This window comes from Sphingomonas panni (genome assembly GCF_022664435.1).
Classification (GTDB): domain Bacteria; phylum Pseudomonadota; class Alphaproteobacteria; order Sphingomonadales; family Sphingomonadaceae; genus Sphingomonas; species Sphingomonas panni.
In genome coordinates this window covers 308159-321943 of record NZ_JAKREU010000003.1, presented here as the reverse complement: position 1 = coordinate 321943, position 13785 = coordinate 308159, and the positions used below count along the sequence as shown (strand labels likewise).

Genomic DNA, 13785 nt, shown 5'->3' with positions numbered 1-13785 from the left:
ATGATACAACATACCACAACATTTGTGCGACGCAGCGCCGGCTTTGCGTCGGGTTGCACGTCCCCGCTTTTCCGGCGAAGGTCCGCGCCATGACGCGCAAGTCCCCCGTTCCGCCCGCCGACACTGCCATCGACCCCCCGGTCGATGCCGACGCCGCCGACGACCGCCGCTATCGCGCGCCCGCGCTGGAAAAGGGGCTCGACATCCTCGAACTGCTGGCCGGGGTCACGACGCCGTTGACGCTGACCCAGATCGTCCAGCGGCTGGGCCGGTCGCATGGCGAACTGTTCCGCATGGTGCAGGTGCTGGAATATCGCGGCTATCTGACGACCGAGGCGGGGGGCGACGGCTATACGCTCAGCGACCGGCTGTTCTCGCTCGGCATGAACCAGCCGCGCACCCGCTATCTGATCGAGGTGGCCCTGCCAGAGATGCGACGGCTGGCGCAGGAAACCGGGCAGTCCTGCCATGTCGCGGTCCATACCATGGGCGACATGGCGGTGATCGCGCGGATGGAATCGGCGGAGCAGCTCGGCTTTTCGGTCCGGGTCGGCTATCGCCGCCCGCTGTTGCAAGTCGCGTCGGGCGTGGTCCTCTATGCCTATCAGCCCGAGGATGTCCGCGCCCGTTGGGAAGCGATGCTGACCCCTGCGCCGGCACCCGAGGCGCTGGCGGCGTTCCGCGCCCATGCCGAAGAGGTGCGGGCGGCGGGGATCGAGCGCACGCCCAGCCGCTTCGTCGACGGAGTGACCGACCTGTCGGCCCCGATCCTGCGCGGCGGCGTCGCGGCGGCGGCGCTGACCATGCCCTATCTGTCCAAGCTGGCCGAACCCGACCGGATCGACGCGGCAGCCGCGGCAGTCAGGGCGGCCGCCCAGCGCATATCGGAGCAGCTGGTCGACGACGACCATCATCCGTAACCGACGTACCGCGCCCTCCCTCACCGGCGCTTTCCGGTTGCAAGGAAAATTCGGTTCACATATGAAAACCGTTCGGCGCCGGGCACGGCGACCGGAACGGGGCGGAGCGATCATGTACGGACGGCCCCATGGGGGCTGCGCATGACGATCATTACCCGGCTATCGGTCCACGACATCCGGTTTCCGACCTCGGCCTTTCTCGACGGGTCGGATGCGATGAACCCGGAACCGGACTATTCGGCCGCCTATTGCATCCTCGAAACCGATACGCCGGGGCTGGAGGGGCATGGCCTGACCTTCACCATCGGGCGCGGCAACGACCTGTGCTGCGCGGCGATCGCGACGCTGGCGCCGTTGATCGAGGGGGTGTCGCTCAACGCGATCCGCAGCGACGGGGCGGGCTTCTGGCGGCGGATGACCGGCGACAGCCAGTTGCGCTGGGTCGGCCCGGAAAAGGGGATCATCCACCTCGCGACCGGTGCGGTCGTCAATGCGGTCTGGGACCTGCTGGCCAAGGCCGCGGGCCTGCCGCTATGGGACTATATCGGATCGATGTCGGCCAGCGAGATCGTCGGCCTGATCGACTTCCGCTACATGACCGACTGCATCACCCCCGACGAAGCCGTCGCGCTGCTCGAAGAGCGGGCCATCGGCAAGGCAGAGCGGCGCGCCACGCTGCTGGCGGAGGGGTATCCGGCCTATACCACCTCGCCCGGCTGGCTCGGCTATTCGGACGAAAAGCTGGTCCGTCTGTGTCGCAAGGCGGTCGCCGACGGCTTCACCCATATCAAGCTGAAGGTCGGTGGCGATCCCGAAAATGACCGCCGCCGCGTCGCGCTGGCGCGCGAGGCGATCGGGCCGAACATCGACCTGATGATCGACGCGAACCAGGTGTGGGAAGTCGATCAGGCGATCGCGCGGGTCAACGACCTCGCCTTCGCCAGGCCGCGCTTCATCGAGGAGCCGACCTCGCCCGACGATGTCGAGGGGCATCGCGCGATCCGCGAGCGCGTGAAGCCGGTGCAGGTCGCCACCGGCGAGATGTGCCAGAACCGCATCGTCTTCAAACAGTTCATCATGCGCCACGCGCTGGACGTGGTGCAGATCGACGCCTGCCGGCTGGGTGGGGTGAACGAAGTGCTGGCGGTGCTGCTGATGGCCGCCCGGTTCAACCTTGCCGTCTGGCCCCATGCCGGCGGCGTCGGCCTGTGCGAATATGTCCAGCACCTCTCGATGATCGACTATCTGTGCTTTTCGGGCGTGAAGCACGACCGCGCGGCCGAGTTCGTCGATCACCTCCACGAACATTTCGTCGACCCGTGCGTGGTCGCAAACGGCGCCTATCGCGCCCCGTCGCGGCCGGGCTATTCGATCGAGATGAAGCGGGAATCGATGGACGCGCATCGCTGGACGGGCTTGCGCTGACCGGCGCTCCACCGCGATAGCTTCGTCACCCCGGCCTTGCGCCGGGGTCCCGCTTCTTCTTCTGATGCGGGTAAGAGCAAGGCCCGGGGTCAGGGGATGAGCGCTGTGACTTGGCGGTCGATCACCGATCGTCGCCCACCCGCGACAATTTGCGACAACCTTCGCATTGCGCGATTTGACGTGGCGCGTATGAAATCGTCTTCGAAACTTTTCGGGCGTGGCGATGGTTGTGCGTCGGCGCGTCCGCGCCGCTATCCTGTCGCAAAGGTTGTCGCCTTGATCCGATCCGCGTCGCCGCGCGTCCGCATGTCCCTGTTCCTGCCCGCCCTTGTCGCACTGTCCGCCTGTGGCGGCGGCGGGAGCGAGAAGGCGACCAAGAACGGGCGCGGTGACCGGGGGCCGGCGCAGGTCGGCTTCGTCGTGGTCCAGCCGACCAGCGTCGCCCAGACCGCCGACCTCGCCGCCCGCGTCGTCGCGTTCCAGCAGTCGGAGGTTCGCCCGCAGGTCGCCGGCATCATCCGCAAGCGCTACTTTACCGAAGGTGCGCTGGTCCGTGCCGGACAGACGCTCTACCAGATCGACCCGCGCCTCTACCGCGCGCAGGCCAACGAAGCCGTCGCCAACCTCAACAGCGCGCGCGCCAATGCGGAGGCGACCCGCGTCCGCGCCGACCGCTATCGCCCGCTGGCCGAGATCGAGGCGGTCAGCCGCCAGGACTATACCGACGCCGCGGCGCAGGCACGGCAGGCCGCCGCAGCGGTCGAACAGAGCCGCGCCCAGCTGGAAACGGCGCGAGTGAACCTGTCCTTCACCAACGTCCCCGCGCCGATCACCGGCCGCATCGGCCGGAGCTATTTCACCGAAGGCGCGCTGGTCACGACGAACCAGACCGATCCGCTGGCGGTGATCCAGCGGCTCGACCCGATCTTCGTCGATATCCAGCAATCCGCCGCCGACCTCCTCGCGCTGCGCCGTGAACTGGCCAGCGGCGGCGTGGTCCCGGCCTCGGCCGCCGTCCGGCTGCGGCTGGAGGATGGCAGCGACTATGGCCAGACCGGGACGGTGCAGTTTGCCGAGGTGATGGTGAATGCCCAGACCGGCACCGTCACGCTGCGCGCCCGCTTCCCCAACGCCCAGGGCATCCTGCTGCCCGGCATGTTCGTCCGCGCGCAATTCGCGCAGGCGATCGATCAGCGCGCGATCCTGGTCCCGCAACAGGCGGTGAAGCGCGATCCCAAGGGGCAGGCGACCGTCTTCGTCGTCGGTCCCAACGATACCGCCGTGCAGAAGGTGGTGCAGGCCGACCGGACCCAGGGCGAATTCTGGGTCGTGACCGGCGGCCTCAACCCCGGCGACAAGGTGATTACGCAGGGGACCGCGAACCTGAAGCCCAATGCGAAGATTCGGCCGGTGCCGGCCAACACCCCGCAACGGCTCCAACCCAAGCCGCAAGGCGACAAGGCCGCCACGCCACAGAAGGCGGGATAAGCCATGTCCCGCATCTTTATCGATCGCCCCATCTTCGCATGGGTGATCGCGATCATCGTGATGCTGGGCGGGCTGGGTGCGATCCTGTCGCTGCCAATCGCGCAATATCCCGACGTCGCCCCGCCCCAGGTCAATATCCGCGCCACCTATCCGGGTGCGAATGCGGAGACGATCCAGAACTCCGTCACCCAGATCATCGAACAGCAGCTGACCGGCATCGACGGGCTGCTCTATTTCAGCTCGCAAAGCTCGTCGCGCGGGCAGGTGACGATCAGCGCGACCTTCGACAAGGGCGTCGATCCCGACATCGCGCAGGTGCAGGTGCAGAACCAAGTGCAGCAGGCCCTGTCGCGCCTGCCGCAACAGGTCCAGCAACAGGGCATCCGCGTTACCAAGTCGAACCCCGACTTCCTGATGATCGTCGGCATCTTCGACGAAACCGACCAGCGCACCAATGGCGACGTGTCGGACTATATGGAGGCGAACCTCGTCGAGCCGCTGGCGCGGATCAACGGCGTCGGCGAGACCAACGTGTTCGGCTCGCAATATGCGATGCGCATCTGGCTCGACCCGGCGAAGCTCGCCTCCTTCTCGCTGATGCCCGGCGATGTCGTCACCGCGATCCAGAACCAGAATACCGAAGTCGCGGCGGGCGAACTGGGCGGCCAGCCGACCGGCCCCGAACAGCAGCTGAACGCCACCGTCACCGCCCAGTCGCGGCTGCAGACCCCGGCGCAGTTCCGCGCGATCATTCTCAAGACGTTGCCCGACGGCTCGACCGTCCGCCTGTCGGACGTGGCGCGGATCGAACTGGGGCAGGAGAATTATTCGGCGCTCAGCCGGGTCAACGCCCATCCCGGCGCGGGCCTCGCCATCAGCCTCGCGCCCGGTGCCGATGCGCTGGAAACGGCCGAACTGGTCAAGGCCGAGGTCGAGCGCCAGTCGCAGAACTTCCCCGCCGGCCTGACCTTCGCCTATGCCAACGACACCACCGCCTTCATCAAGCTGTCGATCGAGGAAGTGGTCAAGACACTGGTCGAGGCGGTCATCCTCGTCGTCATCGTCATGTTCGTGTTCCTGCAAAGCTGGCGCGCGACGCTGATCCCGACCATCGCGGTGCCCGTGGTGCTGCTCGGCACCTTCGGCGTCTTCTATCTCTTCGGCTTCTCGATCAACACGCTGACCCTGTTCGGGCTGGTGCTGGCGATCGGCCTGCTGGTCGACGACGCGATCGTGGTCGTGGAGAATGTCGAGCGCCTGCTCGACGAAAATCCCGACATGACGCCGCGCGAGGCGACGATCGAATCGATGAAGGAGATTCAGGTCGCGCTGGTCGCGATCGGGATCGTGCTGTCGGCGGTGTTCCTGCCGATGGCGTTCTTCGGCGGGTCGACCGGCGTGATCTATCGCCAGTTCTCGGTGACGATCGTCGCGGCGATGATCCTGTCGGTGCTGGTCGCGCTGATCCTGTCGCCCGCGCTCACCGCGACGCTGCTCAAGCAGAAGAAGCGGGGCGAGGACGGCAGCTTGGAGGGCGGCTGGCTCGAACGCAAATTCCCGCGCGTCGCCCATGTCGGCGAACGGCTGCGTAACGGCTTCAACAGCCGGTTCGACCGGGGCGTGGCGAAATACGAACGCGGCGTCATCCATGTGATCGACCGCAAATGGCTCTATCTGCTGCTCTATGCGGCGGTCCTCGCCATCCTCGCCTTGCTCTTCTTCCGCCTGCCGACCAGCTTCCTGCCGACCGAGGATCAGGGCGCGGCAACCGTCCGGTTCCAGCTGCCCGCCGGATCGACGCGCGGCCGCACCGAGGAGGTGCAGCGCGCGGTCGAAAAATATCTGCTGACCTATGAAAAGGACAATATCCGCACGATCCTGACCGTCGCCGGCGGCGGCGGCGGCAGTTCGGGGCAGAATACCGGGCAGGGCTTCATCAACTTCACCGATTGGGCGGAACGCAAGGGGAAGGAAAACAGCGCCGACGCGATCGTCGCCCGCGCCTCCGCCGCGTTCGGGGGCCTGCGCGACGCACAGGTCTTCGCGCTGCTGCCGCCCGCCGTACGCGGCCTGGGACAGGCGAACGGCTTCACCATGGAGCTGCAGAACGCCAGCGGCATGAGCACCGCCGAATTCGCCGAGGCGCGCGACAAGCTGCTCGCCGCCGCCAATGCCGATCCGATGCTGACCGGCGTACGCCTGTCCGAACTGCCCGATATCGCCACGCTGAACGTCGACATCGACCAGCAGCGGCTGTCGACGCTCGGCCTGACGCAGGGCGACGTCAACAACACGCTGTCGACCGCCTGGGGTGGCCGCTACGTCAACGACTTCATCGATCGCGGCCGGGTAAAGCGCGTGTTCGTGCAGGGCGACGCGCCCTATCGCAGCGAACCGACCGACCTGTCGCAATGGTTCGTGCGCGGCAGCAACGGACAGATGGTGCCCTTCTCGTCCTTCTCGCGCACCGGCTGGACCGTCGCGCCGACCACCCTGTCGCGCTTTCAGGGCCTGCCCTCGTTCGAATTTCAGGGGCAGGCGGCACCGGGCGTCAGCTCGGGCGAGGCGATGGACCGCATCGCCGAACTCGCCGGCCAGATTCCGGGCACCAGCGTCGCCTGGGCCGGGCTGTCGTTCCAGGAACGACTGTCCTCGGGACAGGCGCCCTTGCTCTACGGCCTGTCGATCCTCGTCGTGTTCCTGTGCCTCGCCGCGCTGTACGAAAGCTGGTCGATTCCGATCGCGGTGCTGCTGGTCATTCCATTGGGCCTGATCGGCGCGATCGCCTTCGTCACGCTGCGCGGGCTTGAGAACGACGTCTATCTCCAGATCGGGCTGCTCACCACCATGGGCCTCGCCGCCAAGAACGCGATCCTCATGATCGAATTCGCCGAGCAGGCGGAAAAGAAGGGCGCGCGCGTCATCGACGCCGCGCTGGAGGCCGCCCGCATCCGTCTCCGCCCGATCCTGATGACGTCGCTCGCCTTCATCTTCGGCGTGCTGCCGCTCGCCATCTCGACCGGGGCCGGCGCGAACAGCCGCATCGCCATCGGCACGGCGGTGATCGGCGGCATGTTCACTGCGACCGTGCTGGCGATCTTCTACATCCCGCTGTTCTTCGTGCTGGTCCGGCGCGGGGTACGCGACGGTCTCGCCAAGCTGCGCCATCATCCGCCCAAGGAGGCCGACGCATGAAGCGGCTGACGATCCCGCTCATCGCCGCGCTGCTGGCCGGCTGTTCGATGACCCCGGCCTATGAACGGCCGACCGCGGTGGTCCCGCCCTCCTGGCCGGTCGGCGACGCCTATCTGCGGCAGAGCGAGGCGAGCCTGCCCGCGTTGACCTTCGAACAGGTGTTCACCGCACCCGGCCTGCGCACGCTGGTCGGGCAGGCGCTGGTCAACAACCGCGATTTGGCGGTCGCCGCCGCGAACATTCGCGCGGCCCGCGCGCAGTACCGTATCCAGCGCGCCGATTTGTTGCCGCAGGTCGATGCCTCGGCCCGCTACAGCTATCGCGGCACCGGCAGCAACGGCACGACCACGATCCCCACCACTGGGGGCGGTACCGGCAATGGTGGCACGGGAACCGGGACCGGGACTGGCGGCACGGGCACCGGCGGCACGATCGTCACCAGCGGGCGCTCGCCCAGCAGCTTCTCGCTCGACCTCGGCGCGACCGCGTTCGAACTCGACCTGTTCGGCCGCATCCGTTCGCTGACCGAGGCCGAGCAGAATCGCTATTTCGCGACCGAGGCTGGCGCGCGTGCCACCCGGCTGACACTGGTCGGCGACATTGCCGAGGCCTGGGCGACCTATGGTGCCGACCGCAGCCTGATGGCGGTGGCGGAGGCGACCGCCGCCAGCGCCCGGCGCAGCGTCACGCTGACCCGCGCCCGGCTGCAGGGCGGGATCGCCCCGCGCACCGACCTGCGCCAGGCCGAACAGATCCTCGCCACGGCGGAAAGCGACCTCGCCGAACAGCGGACCCAGCTGGCGCAGGACATCAACGCGCTGCAACTGCTGGTCGGCGCGCCCATCGATCCCGCGCTGCTGCCCACATCGATCGACGTCGCGCTGCCGACCATCGCCAATCTGCCTGCCGGAATCGATTCGTCGATCCTCTTGCGCCGCCCCGACGTGGTGCAGGCCGAATATGAACTGCTCGCCGCCAATGCCGATATCGGTGCGGCGCGTGCGGCGCTGTTCCCGCGCCTGTCGCTGACCGGACTGGTCGGTTTCGCCAGCGACGCGCTGCGCACGCTCTTCACCGGCGGGGCGTTCAACTATTCGGTCGCCCCCTCGCTCAGCTATCCGATCTTCCGCGCTGGAGCAGGCCGTGCGGGTGTCGAGTTCAGCAAGGCGCAACGCGACGCGCTGCTCGCCACCTATGAACGCACCATCCAGTCGGCGTTCCGCGACGTGGCCGACGCGCTGGCGCGGCAGGGTACGATCGCCGAACAGACCCGCGCCGAACGCGCCAACCTGCTCGCCGCGCAGGACACGTTCCGCCTGACCGAGGCACGCTATCGGGGCGGGATCGACACCTTCCTCACCAGCCTCGACGCGCAGCGCAGCTATTACAGCGCGCAACGCCGGCTGGTCGCGACACAACTGGTCGCCGCAACCAACCGGGTGACGCTGTACCGGTCCTTGGGTGGCGATTCGCTGCTGGAGGCGGGACCCGACGGCCCGGTGTCGGTGACGCCGGAGGCTCCTGCGACACCCGCTCCCTAATCGTCACCCCGGGCTTGACCCGGGGTCCCGCTTCTTCTCCTGCCTTGGTCAAGAAAGCGGGACCCCGGATCAAGTCCGGGGTGACGGTAGAGCTTCAAGCGGCCAGCCAAACCCCCGCCGGCTCGTCATCATTCGCCGCCTTCCGCGCCACCCGCACCCGCCGCGTCCGCCGACCGCGCCGCCGCGGCAACACCCGCGCCACCCACAGTTTCAGCGACGTCCCCCGCACGGCGCTCGCCACCGCCAGCGCCGCCAGCACCGCGTCGAGATACGCCGCGACATCGACCGCCAGCAACACGCCAGCCAGTTCCGGCGATCCCATCGCCGTCACCACCAGCATGTCGCCGCCCATCCAGACAACGGTCCCGGCCGCCGCCGACAGGATCGCAAACAGCAACCAATGCCCCGGCGTCAGCGCGGCCACCCGCCGCGCGACCGGCACGATCAGCAGGGCGGCCAGTATGCGCGCCATCGGCAGGTCCGGCCACAACCGCAGGACGACGATACAGGCGACGAACGTGGCAGCAACGATCAGCATATGGTTCCCCCTCCGCAACGACATGGGGAGCCGGCACCGCCGGGTAAAGATCAGCCGCCGTCGACGATCAGGTCGACCGATGTGCCCCGCCCCTCGGGCGACAGGAACACGGCATAGGCGGCATTGCCGCGCGTGCCGCCCAGCACATGCTGGTCGCCCTCCGCCTGATGCTCCGCCGAATAGCCGCCCTTCCGGGCGCGGGTGTAATACCAGTCGACCATGCGATCGACCGGCTGGGCGATGGTGAAGCTGACCACCCGCATCCGGCAGCCATCGGCATCGGTGCCGGCCGCTTCCGACAGCCGCGCATCGGGATGGAGTGCAAAGGCGGCGGGCAGGCGATTGGCCCATGCCGCGCTATAACCGACCTTTGCCGCGCACTGCCGGTTGCCGGCCTTCTGCACGGCGGCCAGTTCCCCCAGCGTCAGCGCCTCGCGCCCGCCCTTGCACGACGGGCAGCTACCCGGCTTCGGCGCGGATTCGAGTGATTCGGACGCGCCTGCGCTGCCCGATGCGACATCGGCGGCGGGGGCGGCGGCGCTGTACGGCTTGTCGGCGGGCTTGAGCGCGCCATTGCCCGATTGGCCGGTCAGGCTGGGGTCGACCATGATCTGGTCCTGCAACGCCGCCGTCACCGCGGGATCGCCGGCATTGCCGCGCAGCAGTTCGGCGTCGAGCGAATCGACGCTGTTCGCGCTCGGCGCGCTCTGGTTGCACGCGCCGAGCAGCGCGATCGGCAACAGGATCGAAACGGCACGAATCATCGGCGACACACTCCGGGCAGTCAGGGCCGCACGACGCTATCGCCGCCGGGTTAAGATTCGACCCTAACGGAAAATCGCCCCTTCGCCATTGCCCGATGCGCCCGCCGGGGCCATGTCCTGTCCCATGTTGAACATCGTCTCGATCCTGATCGGTCTCGTCGCGCTGGTGATCGCCATCCCCGCGCTCATCCCCATCGTCTCGCTGATGAACTGGATCGCCTTTCCGATCGCGCTGGTCGGGTTCGTGGTCGGGCTGCTGTCGTCGAAGAATACCGGCCGCAACCTGAACCTCGTGATCCTCATCATCGCCGGCCTGCGCCTGTTCCTGACCGGCGGCCTGATCTAACCACGATGGACGGGGAAGGGGCGGACCGGCGGGGGCTGGCGTTCGGCGTCGGCGCCTATGCCTTATGGGGCTTGCTGCCCCTGTATTTCCGGCTGCTCGGGCCGATCGACGCGGGCGAGATCGTCGCGCAGCGCGTGTTGTGGTCGGCGCTGCTGGTCGCGATCCTAGTCGTCGCGGTCGGGCGCGGGCGACAGCTGCGCGCGGCCTTCGCCGACCGGCGGGCGCTCGCCAACCTCGTCGCCAGCGCCGGCTTCATCGCGATCAACTGGCTGGTCTATGTCTGGGCGGTGCTGCACGGTGAAGTGCTGGCGGCCAGCCTCGCCTATTTCCTGAACCCCTTGCTGAACGTCCTGCTCGGCGTCGTCCTGCTCGGCGAGCGAATGAACCGGACGCAGGGCGCGGCGGTGGCGCTGGCCGGGGCGGGGGTGGCGCTGTTCGCCTTCGGATCGTCGTGGGTCGCGCTCGGTATCAGCCTCAGCCTCGCCATCAGCTTCGCGCTCTATGGCCTGATCCGCAAGACGGTGTCGGTCGGCGCGCTGGAGGGGTTGATGGTCGAAACCACGCTGCTTGCCCCCGTGGCGCTCGGCTATCTGCTGTTCCTGAGCACGAAGCAGCCGCTCGCCTTCGATCAGGGGGCGGGGATGGCCGGCCTGCTGATCCTCGCCGGGGCGGTCACGACCGCGCCGCTGCTGCTCTTCTCCGCCGCTGCACGCCGGCTGCGGCTGGCGACGATGGGGATGCTGCAATTCCTCGCACCCTCGATCCAGTTCCTGCTGGCGATCGCGGTGTTCGGCGAAACGCTGACGCCGGTCAGGCTGGGATGTTTCGCCCTGATCTGGGCGGGGCTCGCCGTCTATGTCATCGGCGGGCGCAAGCCGGGGCGGCGCGAGGCCGCCCCGAACCGGGCTTAGCGGCAGACCACCTGGCCACGGTCGACCGAGCGACCGAGCAGCGCACCCGCGCCGCCACCGAGCAGCGTACCGAGCAGGCCCGAATTGCCACCCGCCAGGACATTGCCCAGCACGCCGCCACCGATGCCGCCGATGATCAGGCCGGTCGTGCCGTCGCTGCGGCGGCAGTAATAGCGATTGTCCTGTCCGCGATAGATGCGGTCGTTCCGGGTCAGCCGGCGCGGCTGATAATAGCGGCCGTCGCGATAGTAACGATCGGCATAATAGCGGTTCTGGCCCGGTTCGAACCGGTTGTAGTTATAGTTGCGATAGCCGCGCCAGTCGCGCTGGTCCCGACGCAGGTCGCGGCGGGCGTCGTTCACGTCACGGGCGTATTCGCGCTCGGCACGGCGCACGTCGCGGGGGCTGTCGGCATTGCGCAGGTCGCGGCGATAGTCGCGGCGGGCGTCGCGCACTTCGTCGCGATAGTCCTGGCGCGGAGTCTGCGCCATCGCCGGGGCGGCGGCAAGGGTCGGCAGGGTCACGGCCGCGACCATCGCGGCAAGAATGGGGGTACGCATCATACGGCTCCTATCCAGAGGACGGGCGGTAGAACGATGCGTACCCTTGTCCAGTTGCGTGAACGGGAAACTACTTCCCGTTCATTCCGGCGTCAGGCATATTGTTCACCCGGATAGGCGAACAACAGGTCGGCATCTTCGCTGGAGCGCAACTGCACGTCACCTTCGAACGTCAGGCAGTCACCGGCGGTCCAATTCGTACCGTCCGCCGTTCCATTGCCGGTGACCGGCACGAACCAGCCCTTGGTCCCTGCCGGAACCTTCACCGTGCGTTCGCCACCGGTCCAGCGCTCCAGCACGAATTTCGGCCCGTTGACCAGGATGCTGCGATCCTCGGCGACCTTGCCCGGCGCTTCCGGGGCGACGAACGGCCGCGCGTCCGACACCGCGACGCCGTCGTCCAGATGCAGCTCGCGCGGACGACCATAATCGTACAGGCGATAGGTGGTTTCCGAATTCTGCTGGATCTCGATCAGCGTGATCCCGGCACCGATCGCATGGACCGTGCCCGACTTGGCGTAGAAGAAATCACCGGCCTTTACCGGCTTCCAGTCGAGCTTCTGCTCGATCGACCCGTCCAGCGCCGCGTCGCGCAGCTGTTCGGCGGTCATCGGCTCCAGCGTACCCAGCGCGATCGTCGAATCGGCTTCGGCCGCCAGCAGCGTCCAGCATTCGTCCTTGCCGCGCGGCAGGCCGCGGGCCTGGGCCTGCTTGTCGTCGGGGTGGACCTGCACCGACAGTTTTTCCGACGTGAACAGATATTTGACCAGCAGGTCAGGCGTGTCGTCGCCCGGCGTCTTGTACCAGATTTCGCCGACCGGATCGGCATCGGCGGGCTGGTCGGCAAAACCGAAGCCCAGGGTGTGGCGACCCCATGGCTTTTCGACACGGTGCATTTCGAGCTTGGTGACCGGCACTGGACGCGCTCCTGATCGGTGGTGAACGGGTTGGTGTGCTCCATGCGCGAACGGCATCGTTCGCGCTACCCTCAACTACGCGCGAAAGGGACTGTTCGCGCTACCCCTGTGGCAGTAGAAGCGTCGCCCATATGCGTACCGTATCGACCCGCGCGTCTGCGCTCATCCTCGTCGCCATTGCCGGTCTCGGCCTGTCCGCCTGCGCGCGCGGCGGTGCAGGTGCCGGCCGCGACCTGCCCTATGTCGCGCGCGACGTGGGCACGCTCTACACCGCCGCCAAGGACCGGCTCGACCGCCACCAGTACAAGGTCGCGGCGGCATTGTTCGACGAAGTGGAGCGCCAGCACCCCTATTCGGTCTGGGCGCGCCGCGCGCAGCTGATGGGCGCGTTCAGCTATTATCTCGATGCGGACTATACGAAGGCGATCGCCGGCGCGCAGCGTTTCCTGTCGGTCCATCCCGGCAACCGCGACGCGCCCTATGCCTATTATCTGATCGCGCTCAGCTATTACGAGCAGATCAGCGACGTGACCCGTGACCAGAAGATCACGATGCAGGCGATGGACGCGCTGGGCGAACTCTCGCGCCGCTATCCCAACACGCCCTATGCCGCCGATGCCCGGCTGAAGCTCGATCTGGTCCGCGATCACCTCGCGGGCAAGGAAATGGAGATCGGCCGCTTCTACCAGCAGCGCGGCCAGTGGCTCGCCGCCTCGATGCGCTTCCGCTCGGTCGTCGATCAGTATCAGACGACGACCCATGCGCCCGAAGCACTGATGCGCCTGACCGAAACCTATCTGGCGCTGGGCGTGCCGGCCGAGGCGAAGAAGTCGGCGGCAGTGCTGGGGGTCAATTATCCGGGCACCGACTGGTATCAGCGCGCCTATGACCTCATCAACGACAAGACGCCGCCGCCGCCCAAGCCGATCCCGGTGAAGTACGCGCCGCCCGCGCCGCCGCCCACCGGCACCGTGACGGTCGAACCCGGCGACGATCCCGTGCCCGCGCCCCGGACCCCGCCGGCGGTGACCCCGTCGCCGACCGGTCCGACGACCGGCGGCACGACGACCGGCGCGGGCAGCCCGTCGGGCAACTGACCTTTTCGTCACTCCCGCGAAGGTGGGAGTCCATAAACGTGGCCGCTGCACTTCGCTGGCACATTCGTCATCCCAGCGAAGGC

At 67.7% G+C, this 13785-nt stretch carries 12 protein-coding genes; 8 read left to right on the top strand and 4 right to left on the bottom strand.

What is annotated here, in order from left to right; all coding sequences use genetic code 11:
* Positions 1-89: 89 nt before the first annotated feature.
* From MF609_RS08415 to MF609_RS08395, 5 genes are all read left to right on the top strand, one after another.
* Positions 90-920, top strand: a complete 831-nt coding sequence (locus tag MF609_RS08415) for an IclR family transcriptional regulator (protein ID WP_242415858.1) — start codon at positions 90-92, stop codon at positions 918-920.
* Positions 921-1061: 141 nt separating this feature from the next.
* Positions 1062-2345 (top strand): L-fuconate dehydratase, encoded by a 1284-nt coding sequence (locus tag MF609_RS08410; RefSeq protein WP_242415857.1) that lies wholly within the window; start codon positions 1062-1064, stop codon positions 2343-2345.
* 306 nt (positions 2346-2651) lie between these two features.
* Entirely contained in the window at positions 2652-3833 is a 1182-nt protein-coding gene (locus MF609_RS08405; RefSeq protein ID WP_242415856.1) for an efflux RND transporter periplasmic adaptor subunit, read from the top strand.
* Positions 3834-3836: 3 nt separating this feature from the next.
* On the top strand, positions 3837-7028 hold the full coding sequence (locus MF609_RS08400) for an efflux RND transporter permease subunit (protein WP_242415855.1): 3192 nt from the start codon (positions 3837-3839) through the stop codon (positions 7026-7028).
* Positions 7025-8569, top strand: coding sequence for an efflux transporter outer membrane subunit (locus tag MF609_RS08395; protein WP_242415854.1), 1545 nt, complete (start codon positions 7025-7027; stop codon positions 8567-8569). Before MF609_RS08400 ends, MF609_RS08395 begins: the two co-directional genes overlap by 4 nt.
* Positions 8570-8663: 94 nt before the next feature.
* Here the strand turns inward: MF609_RS08395 and MF609_RS08390 are convergent, their stop codons facing one another.
* Together MF609_RS08390 and MF609_RS08385 are read right to left on the bottom strand one after the other, a co-directional pair.
* A complete protein-coding gene (locus MF609_RS08390) occupies positions 8664-9107 on the bottom strand; it encodes a hypothetical protein (RefSeq protein WP_242415853.1) in 444 nt (147 codons plus the stop codon).
* A gap of 50 nt (positions 9108-9157) precedes the next feature.
* A complete protein-coding gene (locus MF609_RS08385; protein WP_242415852.1) occupies positions 9158-9871 on the bottom strand; it encodes a hypothetical protein in 714 nt (237 codons plus the stop codon).
* Between the two features lie 124 nt (positions 9872-9995).
* Here MF609_RS08385 and MF609_RS08380 point away from each other — a divergent pair, with 124 nt between their 5' ends.
* Positions 9996-10217 carry a hypothetical protein gene (locus tag MF609_RS08380; RefSeq protein ID WP_055758567.1) on the top strand — a complete coding sequence of 74 codons (222 nt, stop codon included), beginning with the start codon at positions 9996-9998 and terminating at the stop codon, positions 10215-10217.
* A 5-nt stretch (positions 10218-10222) separates the two neighbouring features.
* Positions 10223-11128, top strand: a complete 906-nt coding sequence (gene rarD, locus MF609_RS08375) for an EamA family transporter RarD (protein ID WP_242415851.1) — start codon at positions 10223-10225, stop codon at positions 11126-11128.
* On the opposite strand, the gene MF609_RS08370 is transcribed toward rarD, so the two are convergent.
* Positions 11125-11688, bottom strand: a complete 564-nt coding sequence (locus MF609_RS08370; RefSeq protein WP_242415850.1) for a glycine zipper 2TM domain-containing protein — start codon at positions 11686-11688, stop codon at positions 11125-11127. The two genes, rarD and MF609_RS08370, sit on opposite strands and share 4 nt — an antisense overlap.
* Before the next feature lie 92 nt (positions 11689-11780).
* Entirely contained in the window at positions 11781-12605 is an 825-nt protein-coding gene (locus tag MF609_RS08365) for a class I mannose-6-phosphate isomerase (protein WP_242415849.1), read from the bottom strand.
* Between the two features lie 131 nt (positions 12606-12736).
* On the opposite strand from MF609_RS08365, the gene MF609_RS08360 reads away from it, so the two are divergent.
* Positions 12737-13702 carry an outer membrane protein assembly factor BamD gene (locus MF609_RS08360; protein WP_242415848.1) on the top strand — a complete coding sequence of 322 codons (966 nt, stop codon included), beginning with the start codon at positions 12737-12739 and terminating at the stop codon, positions 13700-13702.
* The last annotated feature ends 83 nt before the right edge of the window (positions 13703-13785 follow it).